18 protein-coding genes and 1 rRNA gene are annotated in these 24895 nt (G+C 43.3%); 7 read left to right on the top strand and 12 right to left on the bottom strand.

Going from position 1 to position 24895, the window contains the following annotated elements; genetic code table 11:
* Together F6K38_RS18510 and psb32 are read left to right on the top strand one after the other, a co-directional pair.
* Positions 1-2115, top strand: a 2115-nt coding sequence (locus F6K38_RS18510; protein ID WP_287357111.1) for a PBP1A family penicillin-binding protein, incomplete at its 5' end; no start/stop codon positions are given.
* A gap of 754 nt (positions 2116-2869) precedes the next feature.
* Positions 2870-3592, top strand: a complete 723-nt coding sequence (gene psb32 / locus F6K38_RS18505) for a photosystem II repair protein Psb32 (protein WP_008187405.1) — start codon at positions 2870-2872, stop codon at positions 3590-3592.
* 107 nt (positions 3593-3699) lie between these two features.
* Here the strand turns inward: psb32 and F6K38_RS18500 are convergent, their stop codons facing one another.
* The 8 genes from F6K38_RS18500 to F6K38_RS18465 all read right to left on the bottom strand — a co-directional run bounded on the left by F6K38_RS18500 (position 3700) and on the right by F6K38_RS18465 (position 13427).
* Positions 3700-4095: an RNA-guided endonuclease InsQ/TnpB family protein gene (locus tag F6K38_RS18500; protein WP_502709582.1), complete on the bottom strand. Its 396-nt coding sequence runs from the start codon at positions 4093-4095 to the stop codon at positions 3700-3702.
* The gene (locus F6K38_RS18495) at positions 4061-4921 is read right to left on the bottom strand and encodes an RNA-guided endonuclease InsQ/TnpB family protein (protein ID WP_008187407.1); all 861 of its coding nucleotides are present in this window, start codon (positions 4919-4921) and stop codon (positions 4061-4063) included. The genes F6K38_RS18500 and F6K38_RS18495 overlap by 35 nt, the downstream gene beginning before the upstream one ends.
* A gap of 347 nt (positions 4922-5268) precedes the next feature.
* Complete coding sequence (locus F6K38_RS18490; protein WP_008187408.1) at positions 5269-5733, bottom strand: GIY-YIG nuclease family protein; 465 nt, start codon at positions 5731-5733, stop codon at positions 5269-5271.
* A gap of 442 nt (positions 5734-6175) precedes the next feature.
* Positions 6176-7372 carry a GNAT family N-acetyltransferase gene (locus F6K38_RS18485; protein ID WP_008187409.1) on the bottom strand — a complete coding sequence of 399 codons (1197 nt, stop codon included), beginning with the start codon at positions 7370-7372 and terminating at the stop codon, positions 6176-6178.
* A gap of 587 nt (positions 7373-7959) precedes the next feature.
* Positions 7960-8751: a GAF domain-containing protein gene (locus F6K38_RS18480; RefSeq protein ID WP_008187413.1), complete on the bottom strand. Its 792-nt coding sequence runs from the start codon at positions 8749-8751 to the stop codon at positions 7960-7962.
* Positions 8752-9028: 277 nt separating this feature from the next.
* On the bottom strand, positions 9029-11212 hold the full coding sequence (locus F6K38_RS18475) for a DUF7125 family protein (RefSeq protein WP_008187414.1): 2184 nt from the start codon (positions 11210-11212) through the stop codon (positions 9029-9031).
* 59 nt (positions 11213-11271) lie between these two features.
* Complete coding sequence (locus tag F6K38_RS18470; protein ID WP_008187417.1) at positions 11272-12942, bottom strand: ATPase domain-containing protein; 1671 nt, start codon at positions 12940-12942, stop codon at positions 11272-11274.
* Positions 12939-13427: a hypothetical protein gene (locus tag F6K38_RS18465; protein WP_008187418.1), complete on the bottom strand. Its 489-nt coding sequence runs from the start codon at positions 13425-13427 to the stop codon at positions 12939-12941. The genes F6K38_RS18470 and F6K38_RS18465 overlap by 4 nt, the downstream gene beginning before the upstream one ends.
* Positions 13428-14617: 1190 nt before the next feature.
* Here F6K38_RS18465 and F6K38_RS18460 point away from each other — a divergent pair.
* A complete protein-coding gene (locus tag F6K38_RS18460; protein ID WP_008187419.1) occupies positions 14618-15790 on the top strand; it encodes a pyridoxal phosphate-dependent aminotransferase in 1173 nt (390 codons plus the stop codon).
* 872 nt (positions 15791-16662) lie between these two features.
* Here the strand turns inward: F6K38_RS18460 and F6K38_RS18455 are convergent.
* From F6K38_RS18455 to F6K38_RS18445, 3 genes are all read right to left on the bottom strand, one after another.
* Positions 16663-17484, bottom strand: coding sequence for a squalene/phytoene synthase family protein (locus F6K38_RS18455; RefSeq protein WP_008187421.1), 822 nt, complete (start codon positions 17482-17484; stop codon positions 16663-16665).
* 854 nt (positions 17485-18338) lie between these two features.
* Positions 18339-19244 (bottom strand): DUF3598 family protein, encoded by a 906-nt coding sequence (locus tag F6K38_RS18450; protein WP_008187423.1) that lies wholly within the window; start codon positions 19242-19244, stop codon positions 18339-18341.
* 167 nt (positions 19245-19411) lie between these two features.
* The gene (locus F6K38_RS18445) at positions 19412-20323 is read right to left on the bottom strand and encodes a cell division protein FtsX (protein WP_008187425.1); all 912 of its coding nucleotides are present in this window, start codon (positions 20321-20323) and stop codon (positions 19412-19414) included.
* A gap of 426 nt (positions 20324-20749) precedes the next feature.
* On the opposite strand from F6K38_RS18445, the gene def reads away from it, so the two are divergent.
* The 4 genes from def to F6K38_RS18425 all read left to right on the top strand — a co-directional run bounded on the left by def (position 20750) and on the right by F6K38_RS18425 (position 24652).
* Positions 20750-21313 carry a peptide deformylase gene (def, locus tag F6K38_RS18440; RefSeq protein WP_008187427.1) on the top strand — a complete coding sequence of 188 codons (564 nt, stop codon included), beginning with the start codon at positions 20750-20752 and terminating at the stop codon, positions 21311-21313.
* A 402-nt stretch (positions 21314-21715) separates the two neighbouring features.
* Positions 21716-21916 carry a hypothetical protein gene (locus F6K38_RS18435; RefSeq protein ID WP_008187430.1) on the top strand — a complete coding sequence of 67 codons (201 nt, stop codon included), beginning with the start codon at positions 21716-21718 and terminating at the stop codon, positions 21914-21916.
* Positions 21917-22297: 381 nt separating this feature from the next.
* The gene (locus F6K38_RS18430; protein WP_008187441.1) at positions 22298-23668 is read left to right on the top strand and encodes a PrsW family glutamic-type intramembrane protease; all 1371 of its coding nucleotides are present in this window, start codon (positions 22298-22300) and stop codon (positions 23666-23668) included.
* 204 nt (positions 23669-23872) lie between these two features.
* Positions 23873-24652 carry a pentapeptide repeat-containing protein gene (locus F6K38_RS18425; protein WP_008187442.1) on the top strand — a complete coding sequence of 260 codons (780 nt, stop codon included), beginning with the start codon at positions 23873-23875 and terminating at the stop codon, positions 24650-24652.
* A gap of 118 nt (positions 24653-24770) precedes the next feature.
* On the opposite strand, the gene rrf is transcribed toward F6K38_RS18425, so the two are convergent.
* Positions 24771-24888: ribosomal RNA gene (gene rrf / locus F6K38_RS18420) — 5S ribosomal RNA — on the bottom strand.
* Positions 24889-24895: the final 7 nt, after the last annotated feature.

Below are 24895 nucleotides of genomic sequence, written 5' to 3'. Positions count from 1 at the left end.
GCTAATACCAACAAATCCGATGTCTATCCCCTGGTTGGGGACCGTTACGTACTGGGGCGCAGTTCCAAATCCTGTGACATAATCGTTCGCAACCCAGTAGTCAGTCAAGTTCATCTCTCCCTAGAACGGTATGGTAGACGTGGCCGTAGGTTTATCATAAAAGACCAAAACTCTACCAATGGTATCTATCGTGGCAGACGCCGACTTTCTTCCTTGCTTCTGTATCACGGAGACACCCTGACCATCGGCCCACCAGAACTCGCTGCATCAGTTCAGCTACAGTACGTCTATCCTCCCCCCTGGTATATCCAAGGAATTCGTTACTTTCTCTATGGCATCGGTGGGATAATTGCCTTAGTGGTATTACTGATTGGATTTGAAACCCTGAAAGCACCATCAGTCAGACCATTGCCCGAGGGAGTCACAGGCCCTGTGATTGTTTACTCTCGTGACCAAATTCCCCTACGGCAACCCCGGACCGATGCTCACCGAGAACTTAGGAGGTTATCGGATTTTTCCCCATATTTGCCGAAAGCAGTGATTGCTTCAGAAGACAGCCGCTTTTACTGGCACTTCGGAGTAGACCCCTATGGGATTATGCGAGCTGTAGTGCGGAATCTTCAAGGGGGAGGTATTCGCGAAGGTGCTAGTACGATCACTCAGCAGGTAGCAAGAAGCCTATTTCCCGAGTATGTCGGTCGAGCCAATACCGCAGACCGGAAAGTGCGGGAAGCAATTATTGCCCTAAAGTTAGAGACAGTTTACAGTAAGGACGCGATCTTAAAGGCTTACTTAAACCGAGTTTACTTAGGTATAGAAGCATTTGGTTTTGAAGATGCTGCTCAGTTTTACTTCGACAAATCAGCAGCTAATGTGAATATCCAAGAAGCCGCTACTTTGGTAGCAAGTTTGCCAGCACCCAATAGCTATAACCCAATCCAAAATTATGATACCTCATTACAATTACGGAATCGGGTGATTGACCGCATGCACGCTTTGGGAATGATTGGTCGAGAGGAAGCCAATCGAGCTAGGCGATCGCGGATTGAAGTTAGCCCCAAAGCCCGAGAAATGCTTTCTAGCACCAAGGCACCCTATTTCTATAACTACGTTTTCCAGCAATTGAGGAGGTTACTGGGCAAAGAGTTGGCTAAGGAAGGTAATTTTATTGTAGAAACTACTGTAGATACTGAGTCTCAGGCCAAAGCTGAAGCTGCTCTACGGGACTATGTCAAGAACACTGGTAGCCGCTTAGGATTTTCCCAGGGAGCGATCGCAAGCCTGAATACCAGTAATGGCGAGATTCTAGCCATGGTTGGAGGAGCCGATTACCAAAAAAGCCAGTTTAATCGCGTTATCCAAGCCAAGCGTCAACCAGGCTCAACCTTTAAACTCTTTGCCTATGCTGCTGCCTTAGAAAAAGGGATTTCACCAACCGAAACCTACTCCTGCTCTGGGATTAAACGGATTAGACGTTGTGAGCGGTCTGGAGATGCTACTGAAATTGATATGTATGCTGGTTTGGCTCAATCGGAAAATGCGGTAGCGATCAGGGTAGCTCAAGATGCTGGTTTAGATAGAGTAGTACGGATGGCGCAACGGTTGGGTATTAGCTCAAAACTGGATCCTGTGTTTGGTTTAGCCTTAGGTCAAAGTGAAGTTAGTCTATTGGAAATGACTGGAGCCTATGGTGCGATCGCAAATCAAGGGATGTGGTATCGTCCCCATGGCATTATCAGAATTCTCGACAGTAGTGATTGCACGGATAACCAAGACTACCAAACCTGTCGAGTAATCTACAACTTCGCTGATCAGCCAAATATCAGCAAGCAAGCGGTTTCACCAGCCGTAGCCAACACCATGACAGAAATGCTTCAGGGTGTAGTAACCAGTGGCACCGGTCGCAGTGCCCGGATTGGTCAAGGAGAAGGGGGAAAAACCGGTACTACTGATAAAAATGTAGACTTGTGGTTTATCGGTTTTATTCCCAAGCATCAGATCGTTACAGGGATTTGGTTCGGCAATGATAATAATTCTCCTACTAGTGGCAGTAGTAGCCAAGCTGCCCAGTTGTGGGGTAAATATATGGCTCAGGTGGTACCGAAAGAGAGTTGATACCGATACTTTTTAGCTACCAAAGTCTACCAATATCGACCCCTTTTCGAGGTTGAAAGTTATCGCTATCTTGACACTCCCTGGTCATTAGACGCGGGGATTCCTAGATCGACGAACCACCGTAAACCGACGTGTCCTCGGGAAGAGGCAGTACTTAACCAAGAATCCGTAGTAACCTACCAAATTCCCAGTCAATTCACGACAGACCTAGAGGGCAGTTCTCCTTAGGCGTTTGGGTACTTACTTGAGAGTGCCTTAAAAACTGTTTTCCTCCCTTTTCCCATGTTCCGGTGTGCCCCACCGTACATTGAGGTACGACCCAAGGGAGATTTACTTGCCCTAGGAGGCGCGCACCGTGTTTTTTCAAAAGTGTTTTTTCTAGGTTCACACGCCAATTGTTGGTTGACGATTGGGTTTTTAAAGAGGACTTTCCCTACCCTCTGAGCATTACTACTTTATAGGCGGTCAGACATGGTTTCCTTCCAGCTGTCTATCACGGTTTTTCAGCCTGTACTCTATACTTAATTATACATGAATTGCGACGACGATACCGGAATTCCAGAAATATTTTTTCGCGGTGGCTAAAGCCACTATATAATAGTTAAATTTCCTAGACCTGACTGGTGACATGTTAGCAGTTTCACTAATTACCATTATCTTGCCGATAAATAAGATTAGGTTGATGGCCAGTTTCATAGTATTTTAGGGACAAGCCTATTTTGAGAGAGTCAACGTCTTTTTTGTCAGCTTTGTTATGAAACAGCTCCTCAACCAACTACAAAACCAACACAAATACATAAAATCCCTAATTATCCCTGTTTTAGCTATCCTGTTAGCAAGCGGAATAATTGCAGCACCAGCCAATGCCATCAATCTCTATCAAATGCCTAACATTAGCGCTGGAGAACCGACTTGGGTAATTGACAAGTCAGAAGTTCTCTCTCGCTTTACAGAAGGCAAGTTGACTCAATCCTTAGAGGATTTAGCGAAAGCAACGGGCAATCAAGTTAGACTTGTCACTGTCCATGGCCTAGATTATGGTGAAACAGCAGCAACCTTTGCCCAAGGGTTGTTTGAAAAATGGTATACTACTCCAGAGGAGCAAGCTAATCAAACCTTGATAGTGCTGAATACTGTGACCAATAACAGTGCTATCGTTACTGGCAATGCCGTTAAGGAAATTATGTCCGATGACATTGCTGAAAGTGTGGCTTCTGAAACCCTAAAGGTGCCGCTGCGGGATGGTAACAAGTATAATCAGGGTTTCTTAGATGTAAGCGATCGCATAGTAGCTGTTTTATCTGGCGAACCTGATCCTGGTCCTCCTGTAGTTGAAGAAGAAATCAACATTGCTGGCAACTTTAAGAGTGCAGAAGAAACTAAAAACAGCAATGCCACCCTTTGGGTTGTAGTTATTTTGGTTGTTGCTACAGTTGTGCCGATGGTTACCTACTTTTTCTACCAAGGTTTTTCTTGACACTCCCCGGTCTAAAGACGCGGGGATTCTTCACTCAACGATCCGACTTGCTGAACCTTGCCGGAGCCAAGAACAGTAGAGGCCAAATCTCCTGAAGCGTTGGGGTCTTAGACCGAGGTTCCGGTGTGCCCCACCGTACCTAAGGCTCTATTAAGAATGTTGATTGCGGCATTATGGTCTCTGTCTAATTTGCAACCACATTTGCACACGTGAGTTCTAGTTGACAGGGACTTTTTCACCGTTTCGCCGCATTCAGAGCAGTTCTGACTAGTATAGGCGGGATTCACTGCTACAGTGACTCGGCCAAACTTAGTTCCAAAATACTCCAACCATTTCCTGAATTGATACCAACCAGCATCATTAATAGACTTAGCTAGACAATGATTCTTGACCAAATTTTTGACTCTTAAGTCTTCGTAGGCGACCAGGTCGTTAGACCGGATTACGCAACGTGCCGGAGACGAAACCTTAGAAGAGTGCAGCCTTACAACAAAACCTGCCACCTTTGATGCATAGCCTATCAACTATAAAGGCTGCACTCTTCTTGCGGTAACTTCTAACCAGTCTCTTGGCGTGTTCTTCACGTTGCCTACTTATGTTAAGATGATGCCTGCCTAGTCTATTAATAGCTTTTCTGCGATTGGATGAGCCTTTCTTTTTGCGAGAAACTCGACGTTGATAAAACTTTAGACGCTTTTCTCCAGCCCTGTAAAATCTAGGATTAGGCTCAGCGTTTCCATCAGAGTCAGTATAGAACTCTTTTAGACCTACATCTAATCCTATGGTTCTTTTGGAGGGGGTTAATTCCTCTTTTACCTCAACTGCAACACAGAATTGTACATAGTAGCCATCAGCTCTTTTTACGATGCGAACCCGTTTAATTTGCTTCAAATCAAAGCGCCACAAGTCCCATGTCCCTTTGAGCTTCAGCTTACCTATGCCTTTTTTGTCCCTGAAAGTTATAGCTTTTTTGTTAGGTGAAAGCTTCCATCCAGATTGTTTGTACTCAACAGAGCGACAGTGCTTTTGGAATCTGGGGAAACCTTTCTTTCCTAGCACCTTCTTTTTGCAGTTGTCATAAAATCGGACAATCGATGACCATGCACGCTCAGACGCTGCTTGTCGTGCTGTTGAATTCAATTCATTAGCGAAAGGGAACTGTTTAGCTAGTATCTTGCAGTATTTACTAAGATCATATTTTCCAGTCCCTTTATTGTCCATCCACAATCTAATGCAAGAATTACGAATAAACTTGACCGTCCGAATAGCCTCGTCTATTGCAGTGTACTGACTATCTTTACCGTACGCTTTGAATTCAAGTATGATCACCGGATATCGACCTCCTCCGTTACTATTTTATTCTACACTATCTGGCGACAAATACCCGGACAGATTCAAATATTTACGGCGACTAAAGTCGCTACTAGCTTTCATCCCGGAGACGAAACCTGATTAATAGTGCAGCCTTACAACAAAACCTGTCACCTTTAATGCATAGCCTACCAACTTGCTTTGGCTGCACTATTCTTGCGGTAACTTCTGACCCGGTTTAAAAACACGGGGCTTTCAGCTTTGGTTGTTCCGTAAATAACCAGCTATCAGCTGTCAGCTGATAGCACCTCAAGTAGCGTGCACGCAGCTGACAGCTGATAGCTGACAGCTGATAGATTACAAAGTCAAAGAGATGATATATATCTCATCACTTCTGGAGTCGCATCAAACCATTCCCCAGAAATCCTAAGATGTTGGAACTTTCTGTGAAATTCGGTTTCCATCTTAGCACTTCCTGGGATAATTTTTATTAGTTCTAAAGTCTTTACACTCTTAGTTTCAAGCCCTCTAATATTACCATTGGGGTTAGTAGTGTAACCGATCCGAATCGCATTGCGTCCCTTGTCTAAGATAAAGTAAAGCCTAGCTGGATTTTCTTCCTCAGGGCTGGAGAGGCAGCTTTGTACTAAAGTCCCTGTGGCTTTGTGCAACCGAATAAAGGTTTGAGCGTCACTAGCGTATTCTGGAAGCTTAGAACGCTCTACAGCCATGGTCATATAACGCAATGCGGCTGCGTGTCTTCCCTCCGACGCTTCATCGACAGCCAGGGCTAGCAGGTCATAGGGTGAGCATTGGCGAAAATTACTCATTATTGTTGTACTTGGGCTGAGCAATACCTGATTTGTATGCTAGGAATTGGTAATATTAGCACACCTAATGACCTTATGTAAAGACCTGATCTCAATTCAGATCCGGGAAATCTGATCTGTGCTTTGGTAAGCTATCAGCTATCACCTAATAGACATCTCCAAAAATTAACCTCAAACCCTTGCACTGCCTGGGTCAAAACCGAGTTTCTGGAGATGTCTAATGCGATCGCGCACCCTACTTGATGTGCTATCAGCTAATGTGCTAAGCGCACCCTACTTGATGTGCTTATGGGCTATTAGGAAGCTACGGAACTTTTGAATAAAATAAGTAAGCATTCTTTTAATATTAGTTATGGCAAGCTGACGGCTGACCGCTGACCGCTGAATGCTTACGTGCTTTGTGCAAAAGCCACGTTTATTCAAAATACTCCTCAACTGCTAATCAATCCGGAATCTGAAAGTTAATCTCGCGCTTAGTAAAGGGCAAATCTTGATTAATAGCCTCAATTTCCTCACGTTCCATTAAATTAACCTCATCGATATAGTTTTGAAAAATCCGGTCAAAGCGTTTATCGTAGAATCGATGAACACTATAGTTAGCAGTTGCTGGGAAACCACGACGCTTCTTGTGACGCCCACCAGCACCAGGGTCAAACATGGTGATTCCTTGGCCGATTGCCCACTCAATCGGTGCATAGTAACAGGCTTCAAAATGTAGGCAGTCAAATTCTTGAAAACAGCCCCAATAACGACCATACAAATGATTGCCCTTATTTATACAAAAGGACATTCCTACTGGTTTTTGGTCATCCTCCTCCCGATAAGCAGCAATTAGTACCACTCGCTGACGGTAGTTAGGATACAACTGTTTAAAAAACTGGCGCGTGAGATATTTGCTACCCCACATAAATTTATCGCAGGTGCTGCTGTAGAAGCTGTAGATTAAGGGAAACAAGGATTTTTGAATGTCATCCCCCGTTAAGATTTTCAGGGTCAGACCTGCTTTGGCTACAGCCTTACGTTCTCGTTTAATATTGCGGCGTTGATTGGCATTAAAGACCTTTAGGTAATCCTCAAAACTACTAAAGCCTTGGTTTTGCCAAATATAGCTGTGATGTAGCCAGCCCTTAAAACCATTGCGTTCAATTACTGGTCGCCAATCCGGGTCAACAAAGAGGAAGTGACAACCAGACAGATGATTGCGATCGCAAAAATTATCAATAGCACTTACCATGATTTGTGTCAACTGATCTTCATCTTCTCCCGGTGCGATCAAAAACCGATAGCCTACCGCTGGGGTAAATGGTGTCATACCCAACAACTTCGGATAATAGGAAATGCCCAAGCGATAGGATAAATCCGCCCACTGTTGGTCAAAGACAAACTCTCCGTAACTGTGACCTTTGACATACATAGGTGCAGCAGCGATCAGCTGTCTATCTCGCCACACCGTTAAGTGATTGGGCAACCAACCGGTTTTAGCAGTAGCACTGCCAGATGTTTCAATAGTATTCAACCACTCCCACTCCAGAAAAGGGGTTTTTAGGGGTTGGGCAAGGTGATCCCAAGGGGATTGGGGAATATCTGCCATGCGGTTGACCCAGATAACGGAATAGTCAAGCTTGGGTTGTTGAACCATTGGGGTAATCTAGGATTAGGGGAACTTGAGATTGGTCAAGTCAGCAAGTCTGTTCGCGTAGCGTGGCCATTCGCGTAGCGTGGCCAATAGGCCAAGGCCAAGTCTGAAACAATTCCTTCGATCAATTACTCAGAAACTGGCATGTTTGTTACCTTGAGCCTTAACGTTTTTACAGTTTACTTCAAGTATGTAACTTCAAGTTTTATTTTATCGATCGAGGGAGTTATCAGACGAGATATGACCAGATATCCTGTCTCTTAGTTTAAGTTAAATTAACTTGACACCATAGGCTGGCATTGTACCTGCACCAAACAAGACCCCATCAGCGAGAGCCACTTGTTTTTCCAGATGGGCTAGAAAGGTTAGTAAATCTTTTACATAACACATCTAGTCACAGACTTCAAACCCTGAAGGTCTTGATAGTCAAGGAAAATCCTTGGCAGATCTACTCGCATCCGATCAGGTCAACGGCAGTTTGCCCTGATCATCAAGTCAGCTCTGCTACAGACACCAGCCTCACAACGGCAGATATTGTCGAGCTATCCGGTAGTGATTAACCAACAAGGGAAAGTTTTGACTGATCACTATCAAGAGCCCAGTGAGCTGATAACCTTCAATTGTTTCTCACCAAAAGCGTCTGCTTCTGAACTAGCAATGGTAATTAGACCCTTGATTTTACGGTCATCAATCACTGGCACGCTCAGAAATGACCGCACTCCTGCCAAATCCAAACCCCCAGATACTATCCCCACTACCTGCCCATCATTTCCAATCACTGGTAAAGAAACCACGGCAACCCACAGGTTACTCTTCGCCCGAAAAACTGTTGATATATAGGTGCGTCCCTTGATAGCTTGTTGAAAATAGCGGCGATCGGAATAGTATTTATCAATTAAATCTAATTCCGGGGCTTCTGGGTAGCGATAAATCATCACCCCCTGACGATTGATTAGATTCCAGCCCGCCAATCCAGCCATCGCGTTTTGCATCAGGGTGCTCTCTCGTAGTGCTTGCCCTAAGGCAGCAACATTTAGCGATCGCGTTTCCGAACAAAATGCTAGAAAACTTAGAGTAACAAACAGTCGCTTCAGGTCATTTTGGGCTAAATAAGCCACGGTTTTTGGGGCATCAGTTTCCTGTGATGCCACTAACTCCATCTGAATTTGGTCTGGTTGGAGGTCTAGGTCAGTTAAGCTAGCCAAGGTAATCAGTGCCAAAGCTAGCAATTGCTCAGCCGCAGTAGTAGTTGACTGCTGACCTAGCACAATAAGCAACCGAGTCTTTTGCTCTTCTAGAAGAAGCATACCACAAATTGGTGGGTCAATAGTTGCCTTGATTTGGTCAAAGATTGTTTGCCACACCGCTTGGTTGCCTGTCATAATTTTTAAACATAAATGTTTTTATATTAAGGGGCAATGATAGTGTAAAGGCTATTTAGCATCAGAATCTAGACCGTATTTCTCAAACAAACTCATAAATATAAGACTAACGGCTGAGAATAGTTGATCAGTTCATAAATTTTGGTATTTTGCGCGCGTCTTTCTGGAGTGGTCGATAGCAAAAGTTTGTTCCGACACGCTGATTTCGCTAGATGTTATGGAAGCGTCGAGAGATTTTCTACTGTTTGGGAAATGAATCGTGATCGAGAATCGTTGATTAAGATGGGGTGCTCTCAATCACAATCCCGTTAGTGGGGGAGATACTGTAAGGGTAGGGACGCTGATCTGCCTTAGCGCCACGAATTTTACTAATTCGCAGCCAATTTTTGTAGCCAATGTCTGCTCCGTTATTCATTTCATCCCAGTCAGGTGAATAAAGGTCTATTACCAGATCATAAAGGTTCAGTAAATTGTAGCGATCGCTTTTTTCGATTCCGTCCTGAGCAAAAATATCTAACACTGCCACATCAGGCTGACGGAGTTGGCGATTTTTGCGGTAGACCAGCTTAATAAATTCTCTAGGGGTACAGCTGATTAGTAGAGGCGTGAGGGAGTCAAAGATTACTCGACAGGGTTTAGGCATTTGCTCGAGCTGTTGCGCAATCCTGAGCAAAAGCATCTCCGGGTCATTGAGATTCAGGTGTACAGAATTTGCTGGCAATGTCTCTACCATGGGACTAAAGGTATCGAGGATCACCAACTGCCCTGCTTCCAGGTAGGGGTCAGGGAGTAATCCCCAACTTGGGAGGGTTTGATAAACTTGCTGCCTAGGAATATCGGCACTAATATATAGCACTGATTCTTGGCGATGCAAGCCTGAGAGCAAAAACTGATAGGCTAGGGTACTCTTACCCAGTCCGGGAGCGCCCTCCACCAAGCAAGCGGTGTTATAGGGGATTTTGCCTGGGAGCAATTGTTGCAGTGACCCAAACACTAAATAGGTCGTATCCCCAAGAAATTTTAATGATTCGGTGGTTGAGGGGGGGGATATTTGGCTGGGACTGTAAAATATCTCAATACCGTTTTCTGTGATTGCCATGGGGTGAGAACCACAGACATGGTCAGATGCTCGCATTTTAAACACTTCTAGATAGCGATCGCGTCTACGACCAACCAGTTCTTTTGATAGCACAATCATGCCATCGACAATGGTTTCTTCCACACCAAAGCTGGATAGGTGTCCAGTTTCATGAGCAGGGATACCTGAGATCAAGATACCCACTCCACCGATTTGTTGCATCAGGGTTGCCAATTGGAAGGTCTTTTCTCGCTGGATGGCTCGGTTATTGACTTTGTAGAGCAAGACTGATATTGAATCCACCACAAAACGTTGAGGCTGGAAGGAGGCGATTTCCTGAGCAATTTGATCTAGGTGTTCTTCAACCCGGATGTTAGTTTGGGTAACAAAGACAATGCGCAGCATTTCCTGTTGAATCAGAAGTTCTAAGTCCCAACCAAAACCGGCTGCCATCTGGGACAGATGAGAGGGGGTTTCCTCAAAAGAAAAGAGCAAACCTTTTTCCCCTCGGTCAACTCCAGCCATGAGAAACTGTAGGCCAAAGGTAGTTTTACCAGTGCCAGCAACTCCCGAGAGGATGATTGAACGACCGTAGGGGATACCTCCCCGCAACAGTTTATCCAAACCCGGAATTCCCATCACCATAAGCCCTGCTGGCACTGACCAACTCACCGACTTTTGCCTGAGGGTTAGGGTAGGGCTGAGAATCCGCACCCCCACATTAGTGATCACAAACGGAAATGGTTCCATATAGGGTGCCAGACCCCGTAATTTATGAACCTGTAACCAACGGCGTTGCTCCCCTGCCTCCTCATGGGTCGAAAGGTAAATAATGCCATCAGCCAAAGCAAATTCTGCACTGTTGCTAATCTGGGAGCGATCGGATTCACTCACTAAAAAAGTAGTGCAACGAGCACTGGCGAGGCGAACCGATAGTTCGTAGCAAAAACGGCGGAATTCACCACTTTTTTCGGTCAGGTCAGCAATGGCCTTAAAAGAGTCAATAACTATAACTTCTGCTTGATGTTGATTGACCAAACCCACTATATGATCCGCCAACCTAGGCATCGGTTGTTCAATTAAGAATGAACCGAGATCACTATAGATCACCTGCTCACCAAATACTTGAGCATCGAAGAATTGGAAGTGCTGCATATAACGCACCACCTTGAGGGTTGGCTCGGAAAGGGTACTGAGATAAAGAGCTCTCTTATGGGGTTGGTTCTTGATAGTGTTAAACAGAATCTGCTGCACCAAAATGGTTTTGCCAGTGCCAGGAGCCCCTGCCAAGATATTCAATGAGTAGATGGGAAAGCCACCGCCCAAAACGGCATCCAGATTTGGCACTCCTGTGGACATTAATTTGATTGTGGGCTTAGTCATTAGCCATTAGTGATTAGTCATTAGTGGTAATTTAACTAATAATCAATCCAAATAATCAATCAAATCGTAGCTTTGTAATAGGTTGTATTCTGATGTTCCCAGGTAATTACCATACCCTGCTGCTTGAGATTCTCTAACTCATGGAGCAAGTCTTGAGGGCTGAATCCAGTGCGATTGGCTAATTCATTGATGTCCATCTCCTCCACCCCCTGCAAGATTTTCATGATATTACGACTCTGGTTAAGCAACTCCTTAAAGCCATTGTCATTCGAGTAAGTATTATTAAAGACAGGCATTCCAGTCAGCACACCAGTTTGAGCTTGAATCACCTCGTCGATGCGAATTCCATCTGAGGTAATTTCAAAAAACCGGATTTCTTTGCTGTGGGGCGCTCCCCTGACCTTCATAATGTTTATGGCTCGTCCAATGCGACCGGATAGTTCTACATAGCGCAAGAGGATAACATTATCCACCACAAAGGATACGCCATGTTCACTCAACTGAAACGGTCCGAATAGCTCCCCAATTTCGTTGGTTACTATGGTGGTCACACCTTGAAGTTTAAACTGGTTCACTAAGGAGTAAATATAGTCTTTGTAGCGAACCTTATTTGGGGTGGCAATCTCAATATCCTTGAGAGAATCAAGCATAATCCGGCGAGCCTTAACCCTTTCTACAACAGCTTTAACTTTAGCAGCATGGATATCCGGCTGTAGTTCTACGGGAGAATCATACAGATGCACTAGCATTCGCTGCTTTTCCATGGCCTCTAAATCCCAACCTAAGGACAGGGCAATGGCTTTGAGCTGTTGGGGATTTTCTTGAAAGGTAACAATTACTCCAGGCTCCCCTTGGAGAATTCCAGCCACAATGAAGTGAAGTCCCATCAAGGTTTTACCAGTGCCTGCGCCTCCAGCAACCATAGTTGCCGTGCTATGCTGCAATCCCCCATCTAACATCCTATCCAGTTCAGGGATGCCAGTGGAAAGTTTTTGTTGGCTGGTCTTCTGCTTCGATGATAAGTTTTTCAGCATCTTAATCCGGGGATAGACTTCTATGCCAGTCTGACTGATTTCAAAGGGATGCAAGCCGGTAAAATAATTTTCCCCTCTGAGTTTGAGCACATCTAAATAACGCTGGTAGTGTAACCCCAGAGGCTGATTTTGCAGACGAATAATCCCATCGGCGATGGCAAAGATGGGTTGATGTTTAATTTCTTCGTCAGTGTATTCCCCTACTAAAAAAGCTGTTACTCCCCAAGTAGTCAGACGCACTGAGAGGTCGTAGCCAAACTTACGTACTTCTACGGGATCCGTTGCCAAATCATGAATAGCTTTAAAGCTATCAATGCCGATCAGCCCAGGTCGGTACTCCTTTACGTAATTAATAATGGCAGCGATCGCTTCTGTTAGACCCTGCTCTCGGATAATCTCGCCGATGTCGAGATAAATTACCGCAGTACCTACCTTACTGGGGTCAAAAAAATCAAACTTTTGTAGGTAGTGCAGTAATTTTACTGAAGGTTCCGATAGGGTAACGAGATAAAGGGCTTTGTGCTGTGTACTAGCATTGGTGTATAGTATTTGCTGGGTAAAGATTGTCTTACCAGATCCGGGTGGCCCAGTGATGATGTTAATGGACAATTCCGGAATACCACCAGCCAGAATCGAGTCTAGACCAGGAATACTAGTAGGCAGTTTACCTAAGGGCTTTGTCCGAGGCCTGATCATATAAGTTTTTTCCCTTCAATTTCCTTGAGTAATTGTCTGACTAGAATGTCGCCCGTCAAGATGGCTAGAATATCGATTAACGTTGTGACTAACTCTTTGAGGGCCTCAGGAATTAGTAACCGTTGTTCTGGTGAAACCTTTTGGCGAAACACCTCAAACGAAATTCCCTCGGCACTCGATTCTAAATAGCCAATCAGGGGATATTTTTCCGTTGTCAAAGCTAGAGCTCTTTCCATAATCGACACTACTGTCACTCTACCTAAGGTCGGCATAATCCGGCTCCAGATCGTGGTGAGCAAATCTTCGTAAATGTCGATAACTTCTTCTTTACGGGCCTCGGTCTTCGCCTGGTCAACTTGCTCCTGGACTTGCTGTTGAAGTAGTTGTGGCGATCGCATCTCCATTTCTCTATCAGGATCGCTCATAGCATTATCCTCAAATTTTCGTTCCCACTTAAGGTTAAGAAAACTATTAGTTGTAGTCATGGGTATCTATGGATAATTCCCAATGTATCCCATCAATTTACAAAGCTTATTCTACTTTTTAATTTAATGGATTTGGTTATATATTTTTTTAAATTTTGTTAATTTTATTTTTAATTTTGAATTAAAAATAACGAAACTTATTTTATTAAAATAAGTTTTATTAACAAATAATAGGGTTTATCATAGCTATGAGGTACACATAATTTTTTACCTTTTCCCTCTTACCTGCTAGTTGCTAACAAGTTGCTGCCCCCTAAAACTCAGGAATCTGTACCTCATCTAAATAAGAATTGCTATAAACACAGGCTTTAAAGACAGGGCAAACGCATCTCACTTAGATTGACAAATAAGCAAGAGTGTGATATAATAACCAGGTTAAGTTGATCAACAAATATAAAATAATGAATTCATGACTAATTTTTAAGAACTCGTTGGCGTGTCTGACAAATGAAAAACGGCGTGTTGATGCAATAGCCACTCGCTATTTCATCAACACGCTGATTATATTTTGGTTGTAAAAGCTAATCAAAAACTTCTTTATTAAGAAGTAAAAAATTGGTTTAATTCAGCAATATAATATGAATTGATATTAAACTAATATAGTTATGATAATCAAATATAATAACTAAAACTAAAAATATATATAATTAATGTCAATGTGTATAGTTAACTGTATGCTAACACCCAATAATTCTAGTAAATTGATTTTACTTATTTAAAAATTTCAACTATTCGATTTATAATCGAATAGTCTGCTCAATGCAATACCAGGGTAAGCGCAAGAAAAAATTGCCCATAATGTGCATTGGCTGGATATCGGTTGATCGTGGCTCGAAACCCCTATAATCTCGTAGAACTGTACTCGCAATAGAGTTAAGTTGTTGAGAATGACGCGGTCTTTTTCGAGGGTAAGCCACGGTTTATTGATTCTTGCGCTTACCCTGAATGCAATACCAATCAAATTAAGTCATAATCAGGACTATCTTTGGGAATATCCTGTAATAGTTAAAATTCAAAAATATATATTTTATAAAACTTGCTTAAGTTAGATGCGTTTACCCTGCCTTTAAGGATAGCAATACAATACTGAACTAAACCAATCAAAAAATTCAGTTGTTTTTATCTCGATTAACTGCTGAGATTAGCTAGTATAAACCACGGGTGCGTTCACTCAAAAACAAAAAGAAACTATGAAAAACCTAAGCTCCCGCATGCAGGCGGTGCAGTTGCCAGTCATTCCGATGGTTGCGGAACTGATCCGTAAATATCCTGAGACCATATCCTTAGGACAGGGGGTGGTCTATTATGATCCCCCCCCAGAGGCAATGGCAATGTTGCGTGAATTCTACAGCTTACCAGACAATCATAAGTACAAACCCGTACATGGAATTGCGGCCTTGCGAGAGGCAATTGAGGCAAAACTGCAAAGTGATAACGACATTGAGATCAACTCCGCCAACCGCATCGTTGTCACCGCAGGAAGCAACATGGCGTTCATGAACGCGATTCTAGCAATTACCACTCCTGGGGACGAGATTATTCTTCAAACGCCTTACTATTTCAACCACGAAATGGCGATTCAGATGGCTAGCTGTCATCCAGTGCTGGTGGCAACCGATGAAAATTACCAGCTACGTCCGTCCGCGATCGCACAGGCTATTACCGACAGAACCAAGGCAGTAGTTACCATATCACCTAATAATCCTACTGGGGCGGTATATTCCGAAGAGGCATTGCGTCAGGTAAATCAACTCTGTGGGGATCACGGAATTTACCACATCAGTGATGAAGCTTATGAGTACTTTACTTACAACGGGGTGAAACACTTTTCCCCTGGTGCCTTTCCCGAAAGTAGTCAACACACTATTTCTCTCTACAGCCTCTCCAAAGCCTACGGTTTTGCCAGTTGGCGGATTGGCTACATGATTATTCCAGAACACTTGTTTGAAGCAATTCAAAAGGTTCAGGATACAATCCTAATTTGTCCCCCAGTCATTTCTCAGTATGCGGCTTTAGGGGCATTGAATACTCGAAAAGATTACTGTCAACCTCATATTAATGCGATCGCGTCTGTACGACAGGTGGTATTGAACTCCCTGAAACGTCTAGAGGGTTTGTGTACCATTGGTTCTGCGGATGGAGCGTTCTATGTTTTCCTAAAAGTGGATACTCAGTTGGATGCTTTTGAGTTGGTAGAGAGACTGATTCGGGAACATCGGGCAGCTGTGATGCCAGGTAGCGCCTTTGGTATTGAGGACGGGTGTTACCTCAGGCTTGCTTATGGTGCTTTGCAAAAAGAAACTGTAGCAGAGGGTATTGAAAGATTCGTTGCGGGTCTTAACGAAATTTTACAAAAAGTTTGACCCAAGGGCAGGAGATGCAAAAAATATTTTGTATAAAAATTGACTCACAAATTGCCTACAAGGGGTGAGGTATCAGACCAGTTTTTTTTCTAGTGAACCCACCAAGCAGGGGTGGGTTCATAATACATGCTATTGAGACTGATGTCATCTAAACCTGCTTACTGGCTTGGTTTTGGCAAAGTCTGGTTAGGCGTTATTGATGCTTCTGTCTGGCAGAATCCACCATAACACCGGAGACAAAATCATACAGGAAATAGAAAAAATCAACACCAGTAATAGAACTTGGCTCAGTTCGCTATCCATAGGTCTTACCTCTTTACTATCGACTCAGGCTTTTTAAAGCCTCTAGATTTATACTTCAATCTGAGTTAAGTGTATTCCGGATAACAAATTCTGGGTAGTTCTTATGGTAAAGATTTGTCTACTCTGGTGATACTTATAGTTAACTTATAATAAGTTTTATTGCAAAGTCGCTGAAAGTAAAGAAATATCATCCCAAATACAGTTGACTAATTATCATTACCTTCTCAGGTAATCGGTAATTGGTCATGGGTAATTGACGGTTACCAACTCAACAAATTAGTGTTGAACATCTAATTACTAGAGTCAAACTCTTTAGAGTAATTTAATAAAGTCAACCTTTCTTAAATTAATAGATACAAAGCTGTAATTTTGGAGGTTTATCAACAGTAAATAACTCAACACCATATCTTTCCTTAGATACGATCGACTTTTCACCGATTGGCTTATTCTTGCTCAAAGCAATTTTCAATAGTGTTTTAGCACTTTCCTCCAGATGTCTATTGAAGAAGTTTGGTATTTTGTGCATCACAACAATGCAATGCTTTCGTCCTGAACATTACGATTTAGCACTACCTCGCACTCAACTTATCAACAATACCAATCACTGCCTCACGACTCAGTTTAGCTTGTCCGAGAGCTAAAACATCAAGTGTTGCATGAGCCAAAGCAAGAGGAATTTGACAAAAATTTCTAGCTGGACCTTTGGGAAGATCGTTAGTATAGGCATCAGCTAAAGAAAGATTTATACGGGCATACCTTTGCATAGTTTCTGAACTCCATCCCTGAGGAAAGAAATCCACGTGACGTGTCAAATCATCAGTTCGATTACGTAGAATGTTAACTGCCTGTAAGCCTCGACCAAAACCAATTGCCTGGTGACGATTTGTTTGGGTTCCATCATACCAAGCCCACAAATCAGAAAGTAATAATCCTACAGAACCAGCAACGCTGAAAGTATAGCCATTCAAATCACCCTCTGTACGAATCTTCCAACCGCACTCAACCCAGTAAGCCATTCTATCTGCCATTGCTGAAGTTGCTTCCCAAATTCGAGGTGCAATGGTTTCTGGTGCTAGAATTGCCCATTCACCAATACGAGTTGTTACCTCTGGAAGTGTTTCGTATTTACTTAAAACTGCAAGAAGTTCATCAGTAGTAGAACTAGCAGTATAGCTGTCGCCCATTGTTTGTAGGTTTAAGCTAATTGTTCTTAACAGCGCTGCTTTGGTAGACTTACCAAGTTGAGGATGATCTTCAATTTCATCAATTGCACGCATGCATAAGTAGGCAGAAGCGACAGCTTCTTGAAGGTCTTTGGGGAGAGTACTAATTGGAATATAAAAAGTCCGACTAGTCTCTTTGAGAATCTCTAAGCTACCTTTATAGGTCATCTTTACCAATCCATATTCGATATGGGGCAAATTTGAACAAGTTTTTTGGATGTGACTGAAATTTCAAGATATTATACCACTGTTATTTTGGATTTTATCCAGAATGTTGAATTTTGATACAAAATTTTACAAATTTAACGTAAGTTGCTAGTTACCGCTGTGGAATAGAAACGATAAAAATGCGCAACCTTATGCCAGTTAACTGGTTAAAAAAGCTATAGCGCTGGTTCAGGTGGAATAGGGAATAGCGCTATAGCTTTTTTAGATTAATCCACCCTGCGCGCCTCCTAGGGCGAGTAAATCCCCCTTGGGAGCATGTCACAAATGCCTAACATTTGTACGCTTATCTGGGTAATGGGTAATAGGTAATGGGTAATAGGTAATGGGTAATAGGTAATAGGGGGAGCATGTCAGAAATGCCGAATATTTTTACCATTACTATAGCCCCCGGGTAAAAGCCAAGCTCTAATGGTACATAGTTGATCTGTTCTGCAACTAAGACCGGCTCAATAACAGAATTTTTGGTGTTTTGTCAAGTAGTTCATTTGTTCGGCAAATTTGACCTGCTCCCATCCCCCTTGGGTCGCACCGCTATGTTTACATCTAAAATCAAAATGCTACATAGCATTTCCAAATAGAACATGAAACCAAATTTTGATTGCTCATAACATCAAAAAATACTTGTATTTCTTTCCTACTGATCCGAAGTTACCTTTATCCATCAATCGTAATTTCACATATCGTTTAAAAACGCTATAGATAATATCTCTTCAGGTTGACTGGGTTGTCAAAAAGCCCACCTACTTCATGCTTGATACTTTATCCTTGATACTTCATGCTTGATACTTCATCTTTTATTCTTTTATATAATGCCCAGAAGATACTTTGTGCTCTCTTACCAAAGTAAGACTAACCCATTGCCCTTTATCGTTAAAAGAGCGAATCAGCCGCTGACGTTGGTTAGTTTGCCACAACCAACCTACTTCTAGGAAGAAAGAATGACCTGGCTTAACCGTTATTGGACAAGTAGATGATGCCCCATCGGGCAATAATAAAACTTGAGTAGAAACAGCACCCTTCTCTTGGTGCGCGTTCCCTAGGTCGGGAAACCCGACCGGGGTCGCACCGCCGTCAAAATACAGAATTGACCCATCAATCTTAGCGCTAGAGGTGATGGTACGTAATGATTCTCCTGTGCCAAATGTGAGTTGTTGTACTAAGCGGTTACTTTCATGATGCTGAAGTTTAAGGTGAGTAGGATAGATGTTAGGCGATCGCAAATCAGAATAAAGGGTTACTGCCTCTCCACGCCACTCTCCGAGCAACTGTTCCAAGGTTAATGCTGGACGTTCTGGTGTATCCGTACCCGCCAGTTTTTCTCGAATTAAGGTCAACTGCTTCAGCTGACTCTCCCTGTTATACAGTTGCACCATCCGCAGACGACGGTTACCCTCAATCAAGCCAAATTCTGCCCCAAATTCGGGATAAGGAGCCCACTGTAGTGCGCCTTGGGAAAATGCACCAGTGTCAAAGAACATAAGATAGCGATCTACATGGGTGTATTCCAGAACTCGGTTGAATATAGCTTGTTCAGGTGGCAGATAGCGAAGAGTCAAACGAATTTTGTGGTTATCGTCGAGTCCTTCTATAGTGAGCACAGAGGGAATATCTTTTAACTGTTGCCCTTTTGGTGAGAATGTGGTAAAGGAACCATGCCAACTCCCTTGATTTTGCAAAAAACATTCCCATTGCGATCGCATAAGTAGTCCTTAGTGATTAGCTCTTAGTCATTAGTATCATTAGTTGTTAGTCGTGGGTCATGAGTCTGTCTACCAACCTCCATTCCATCATTGCTCTGTTGGTCTAACCACTTGCCATGACACTAACCACTGACAAAATACCAGAATTAGACCAAATTTTGGTAACCTCATTTTCCGATAGCGATGCTTTCGAGACTAACAGCTAAGCAGCTACCGAGCAAACCCACTGAACCCCCGAGAATCAACAGCAGTAAGGGTAACACCACAATTTTAAGTGGGTCAGGTGGCACCACTGTAGCGATAAATTCGATAAAATCAGGTCCAGTCGCGAGCAGATTAGTCAGAAATTGCCGCAGACCGATCAACAAAACCCAGGCTAGGGCTGCCCCAGCTACACCAAAAGTAATTCCTTGCAACATGAATGGCAGATAAATCCAGGATCTGGTTGCCCCAACTAGCTGCATAATCTCAATTTCCTGGCGTCTTGCGATCACAATCAGGCGCATTGTGGTGGTAACAACTGCCACTGCCGTCAGACTGAGAATGGTAGTAATGATCAGACTCACCCAGCCTAAACCATGATGAAGCTGTCGCATTTGTTTGAGAGTCTGATCCATATACTGCACCTGATCTATTCCTGGCAACTGTGACAACTGCTGGGCAAGAATTAGCACATCCTTTGGTTTGCTTACCTTTACCTTCAGTTCATCCACTAGGGGATTCCCTTCCAACTGTTCCGTAGCAGCAGCAATGTCCGAAATTCCCAGTTCCTCAACCAAGGATGCCCAAGCTTTTTCTTTGGAAATAGTTTGAACCGCCATCACCTTGGGCAATTTCTCAACTGCTGGTAAGACCATTTCTGCCTCAGCCCCTGGTTCGAGATAAACAGCCACTTCTAGTTGACTCCCCAACTGATTGAGTAGCCCACCTAACTGCCAGGAGGCTTGCCAGCTTATACCAAACAGAAACAATAGGACAGTGACTGTGCTAACTGCCGCCCAGTTGCTCCAGCCGCCACGTTGTAGACCTAAGAAAGTTTCCCGCAGCAGGTAGTCCAGTTGAGTGAGAAATTTAAACATCCGTCCCTGACTTGGTGTTACTGTTGGGTTCTAACCGATAGAGCTGCTAGTTTCCAGGAAAATCAAAAGCTGTAAAAGAATTTTGGGATAGCAATAAATCACAACAAACGTACGATTTTGACATAATACCCACCTATGGGCGACCAGGGATAATCAATGAAATCATTGGGGCGCAGTCCCCATCCCCTCTCTTGGTGCGCGTTCCCTTGAGGAGGTTCAGGCAGCGCCTTGTCGCACCGCAGCGCGAAGGCTCTTGGGGCGTGGGGCATGATAAACTAAGAAAGCGAGGCAAGACTATAATAATAGACCAACTTAGGCACTCTGTCTTAGGCACTCTGTTGAAGAATGTGTATGTTGAGTGTTCTAATCCTTTAGCAGCTAAGCGTCTAACCCTAAGCATACCCTGACTCACAAGTCGATAACCCCATGACTGCTGAACTTATCGTTGAAAAGAAAAAATTAGAGAATCCACCATTAACAATTCATTATCTAGGCGATCGCGTCCTGCGTCAGCCTGCTAAGCGGGTTGCTAAAGTAGACCAGAACATCCGGAAATTAGCTGAGCAAATGCTGCAAACCATGTACAGTGCAGATGGTATCGGTTTGGCAGCCCCTCAGGTCGGGATTAATAAGCAAATGATTGTGGTTGACTGTGAACCTAATAACCAAGATAACCAACCACTGGTGTTAATTAACCCAGAAATCAAGAGTTTTGGTAGCACCCCGTGTGATGGCCAGGAAGGTTGTTTGAGCATTCCCGGTGTATATTTAGATGTCACCCGTCCAGACGAAATTGAAGTAGCTTACAAGGATCAAAACGGACGCCCTAGAACCTTAAAGGCGAATGGATTACTATCTCGCGTCATTCAGCATGAGATAGACCACCTTAAAGGAGTGATGTTTGTTGATCGGGTGCAAAATGGTCTAGCCTTGACTGAAGAATTGAATAAGCACGGGTTCTCACCCCAAGCGGTGAAACCAATTAAATAACTATACCAATCTGAGTTTATTTGTGAAACCTCTGGTGAGGTGGTGATGGGGTGATGGGAAAGACTATAACGACCTGTTCTTGTTAACTTTTCAATTACGATGGCTATAGTCACAGTAATCTTTCTACTCCCTTAACCTTCTACAACTTACTGAACTGTGACTGCTCTTATAAATTTGATCTGAAGTGCGGTTAATCACTTATAATAGGGTTTATCTAATGGGTATAAATTAAAAATTGGGAATTGTTAATATTGAATTTTAAATTAACTAACACCCAAGCATCATAAATAGTAAAACGGGCTAGATATGACCTATTACTTAGCGGTTAGGTTTAATTGATTGCCCCACAGCTAATTTCAATCTTATGATTTCTGATAATAATATTTCACAAAAAAGCTTATGATGACCCCAAAAAGTGCTCTGTTTTTGATGATTGCCTGTGTTGCTGGGATTGCGGCTGTGGGTTCAATTTTTGAACTTTCCTATGGTGACCCCGAGTTAGGGAATTTGGTGACTGGAATTATCCTCGCTGCTAGTATTCCTATCGGTGGTCTCTCTTTCTACCTAGCGGTGCTTGATGCCAGAGCGAATATAAAGGGCTAAGGACATTATTAAAATATAGTAGTGCAATTCGTTTGGTGGTGCAATTCCTTTGCTAGAAACCATTGAAAACGGTGGATGATTAGGATCCAAGGATATACAAAAACGTTGGACAACTGATTACTATGCTGGTGATGTTAATGCAGCCAAAGTAATCCAAAGCCTCTGCTAAGGGGACTGTTGGGCATTTGGGAAGTATGCGAGCGATGCAGCGCGGTCTTGGGGAAAACCCCCACTCGCGCTCTCCATCAAGACAGGAGGGTCGATGTTTCTTCTATCTGTGTTGATCGAGAGATCTGCAAACCAAAGAAACGTTCTTGAAACTAGAATCCCCTGCCGGATTAGCATGGGGAGTATGAATAACCAATAACGACCAAAGTAGCAATGACTGGTCAAGTTTACAGTGGATTTCTGCGCCAGCTTTCCACTAGCGATAACAAAGAGATACTCGCCCTACTACCCCTTTCTGAATTAGAGGATAACGTCATTGGACGTGACCCTAACTGTAAAATTTCCTTAGATCCCTATCGCTACGTCAGCGTATCGCGCCGTCATGCGGTAATTAGCCCTCTGACCCCTCTAAAAAATGGCTGTCCCCGCTGGGAAATTTGTGACCTTGATAGTGTGAATGGTACCTATGTGAATGGCGAATATTTGCAGGGTTGTCAGCAATTGCACTCCGGGGATCGGATTGAGTTGGGTCACGATGGTCCAAAATTCATCTTTGAGTGCGAGGTAACGACATCCCTTAATTTACCATCTATCCCATCCCAAACTATTGCCATAGAAAAACCCCTAAAACCGATTAGCAAGATACCAAAGCCTCAGACCGATTATGTCACCTTTACCCAACTGTTTCCCATCTTTTCAACAGGACGGGATTTAAATCAAAAAGCTTTTTTGGCTCCTGGTATCGTGACTGTACTCTTTGTGGTATCAATGTTTGCTGCAGTTGGTCAACCAGTAGTTTTTAATCTTTTGCTAGCTGCCTACTTGGCAGGATTAGCCTATTACTTTGTTTACCAACTTTGTGGCAAACCTAAACCTTGGTGGGTTCTGCTGGGTAGTACTCTATCCACCAGTTTAATTTTGGTCAGCCCGCTGCTGCCCCTATTTATCAAAATTTTTCGGGGAATTTTACCTGGCGACATACCACAACTAGGTGAAGTTGTCAACTTGACTACTTTATTCATCCGGATGTTTTTTGGTGCTGGGTTAATGGAAGAGTTGCTCAAGGCTATACCTATGCTGGGACTATATGCTTTGGGACATTTCCTGCGTACCCCTTGGCGAGAAAGAATTGGTGTCTGGGAACCCCTCGATGGAATTTTATTGGGGACAGCATCGGGGGTGGGATTTACCTTGGTAGAAACCTTAGGGCAATATGTGCCGAATATTATAGAGGGTGTGATACTGCCAACTACTGAATTGGAGGGTGACCTGTTAGGATTGCAGTTGCTGATTCCTCGGGTTCTTGGCTCAGTGGCAGGACACATGGCTTATAGTGGATACTTCGGGTATTTTGTTGGGTTAAGCGTCCTCAAACCCCGTAAGCGTTGGCAGATCATAGGCATTGGCTATCTGAATGCTTCTGCTCTGCATGCCTTGTGGAATGCGATGGGATATGTTAATAGTATACTCTTGGCAATAGTTGGGGTTGTGTCCTACGTCTTTTTAACAGCGGCAATTCTCAAAGCAAGGGCACTATCACCAACGCGATCGCAAAACTTCGCTACCCAATTTTTTAAAAATTAGGGATACTTATGAAAGTTTAAGGTTTAAAGTTTAAGGTTTAAAGTTTAAACTTTAAAGGGGTTTAGAAGTTTAGCCTATCACATTAACTAAAAACTTTAACCACAACTAGGATTTACACTTCATAATTCATAATTGCTAATTTACACTTCATAATTCATAATTACTAATTCATAATTAGCAGCTGTTTTAAAAACAATGAATTCTATGAACATCAAACTCACCATTTTAACCACTGCGGCTTTACTAACCACGACCAGCCTCAGCACCATTGCTAAAGCTGAAAATCTAGCTCATACTCAACAGTTACTGTCAACCAAACAGTGTCAAGGGTGTGATTTAACTAGGGTAGGTTTGATTATGGCTGACTTAGTGGGTGCTAATCTCGCTGGGGCTGACTTGAGTCGTGCTAATCTCAGCCGTGCTAATTTGACAGGAGCTGACCTGAGTGGTGCCAATCTCAGTGGTGCTTCTCTCAATGGTGCTAATCTTGCTGGTGCTAATCTTGCTGGTGCTAACTTATTCAGTACTGACCTGAGGGAAGCGTTTTTAGTTAATGCCCAATTGTATGGTGTGAGCTTGAGTAATGCTTATATACAAGGAACCATCGGTATTCCAGATTATGCAGGTACCGCAGAAGATTTCTATGCGTGGGGAGTAGTAGAAGCCAAAAGAGGTAACTACAAAACTGCCATTGAGTATTACGACAAAACCTTGAGCATGAAGCCTGACTTTGCTCCAGCTTTTTTGGCTCGTGGTATGGCTCGTTTCAGACTGGGAGAGGAAGTAGCAGCGACCCAAGATGGTACTATCGCTAGTGAACTCTTTAAAGAACAAGGAAATATTCCTGGATACCAGGCGTCACAGAGTTTAGTTAAAGGCATAGAAATTGCCCAAAATTCTGCAACCTCTAAAGGAGGTTCTAATTTAGGCAACGCCCTGGCATCGGTTGGTAGCATACTCTTGAGATTTCTTTCTCCCTTTTAAGTGGCTATTTTAAGTGGCTAAATTTTAGGTGTGGCCTGATGGGGAAGTACAATTATCCCTAAAACCAAAACCTCCTCAGGTCAAGGTTACCTAAGGAGGTTTTAGTCTAAATTAATTATCCTGGCACTGAGCTATTTTAGCAGGCAGCTACCCACCAACTATCTTCGCCGCAGCTACGTTTCACCTCCGAGTTCGGGATGGGGTCGGTGTGGTTCCGTAGCGCTATAAGCACCAGGAAGTGGT

Origin of the sequence: Moorena sp. SIO3B2 (genome assembly GCF_010692525.1) — a bacterium.
Taxonomy (GTDB): Bacteria; Cyanobacteriota; Cyanobacteriia; order Cyanobacteriales; family Coleofasciculaceae; genus Moorena; species Moorena producens.
This window is presented reverse-complemented; position numbering and strand designations above follow the sequence as displayed.

Bases quoted from the DNA above. Each gene is read 5' to 3' on its own strand.
- F6K38_RS18450 (WP_008187423.1), bottom strand. From the start codon at position 19,244: ATGCGATCGCAATGGGAATGTTTTTTGCAAAATCAAGGGAGTTGGCAT.
- F6K38_RS18430 (WP_008187441.1), top strand. From the start codon at position 22,298: ATGACTGGTCAAGTTTACAGTGGATTTCTGCGCCAGCTTTCCACTAGC.
- F6K38_RS18445 (WP_008187425.1), bottom strand. From the start codon at position 20,323: ATGTTTAAATTTCTCACTCAACTGGACTACCTGCTGCGGGAAACTTTC.
- F6K38_RS18475 (WP_008187414.1), bottom strand. From the start codon at position 11,212: ATGACTAAGCCCACAATCAAATTAATGTCCACAGGAGTGCCAAATCTG.
- F6K38_RS18425 (WP_008187442.1), top strand. From the start codon at position 23,873: ATGAACATCAAACTCACCATTTTAACCACTGCGGCTTTACTAACCACG.
- F6K38_RS18470 (WP_008187417.1), bottom strand. From the start codon at position 12,942: ATGATCAGGCCTCGGACAAAGCCCTTAGGTAAACTGCCTACTAGTATT.
- F6K38_RS18460 (WP_008187419.1), top strand. From the start codon at position 14,618: ATGAAAAACCTAAGCTCCCGCATGCAGGCGGTGCAGTTGCCAGTCATT.
- psb32 (WP_008187405.1), top strand. From the start codon at position 2,870: ATGAAACAGCTCCTCAACCAACTACAAAACCAACACAAATACATAAAA.
- F6K38_RS18465 (WP_008187418.1), bottom strand. From the start codon at position 13,427: ATGACTACAACTAATAGTTTTCTTAACCTTAAGTGGGAACGAAAATTT.
- F6K38_RS18455 (WP_008187421.1), bottom strand. From the start codon at position 17,484: ATGACCTATAAAGGTAGCTTAGAGATTCTCAAAGAGACTAGTCGGACT.
- F6K38_RS18435 (WP_008187430.1), top strand. From the start codon at position 21,716: ATGACCCCAAAAAGTGCTCTGTTTTTGATGATTGCCTGTGTTGCTGGG.
- F6K38_RS18480 (WP_008187413.1), bottom strand. From the start codon at position 8,751: ATGACAGGCAACCAAGCGGTGTGGCAAACAATCTTTGACCAAATCAAG.
- def (WP_008187427.1), top strand. From the start codon at position 20,750: ATGACTGCTGAACTTATCGTTGAAAAGAAAAAATTAGAGAATCCACCA.
- F6K38_RS18490 (WP_008187408.1), bottom strand. From the start codon at position 5,733: ATGAGTAATTTTCGCCAATGCTCACCCTATGACCTGCTAGCCCTGGCT.
- F6K38_RS18485 (WP_008187409.1), bottom strand. From the start codon at position 7,372: ATGGTTCAACAACCCAAGCTTGACTATTCCGTTATCTGGGTCAACCGC.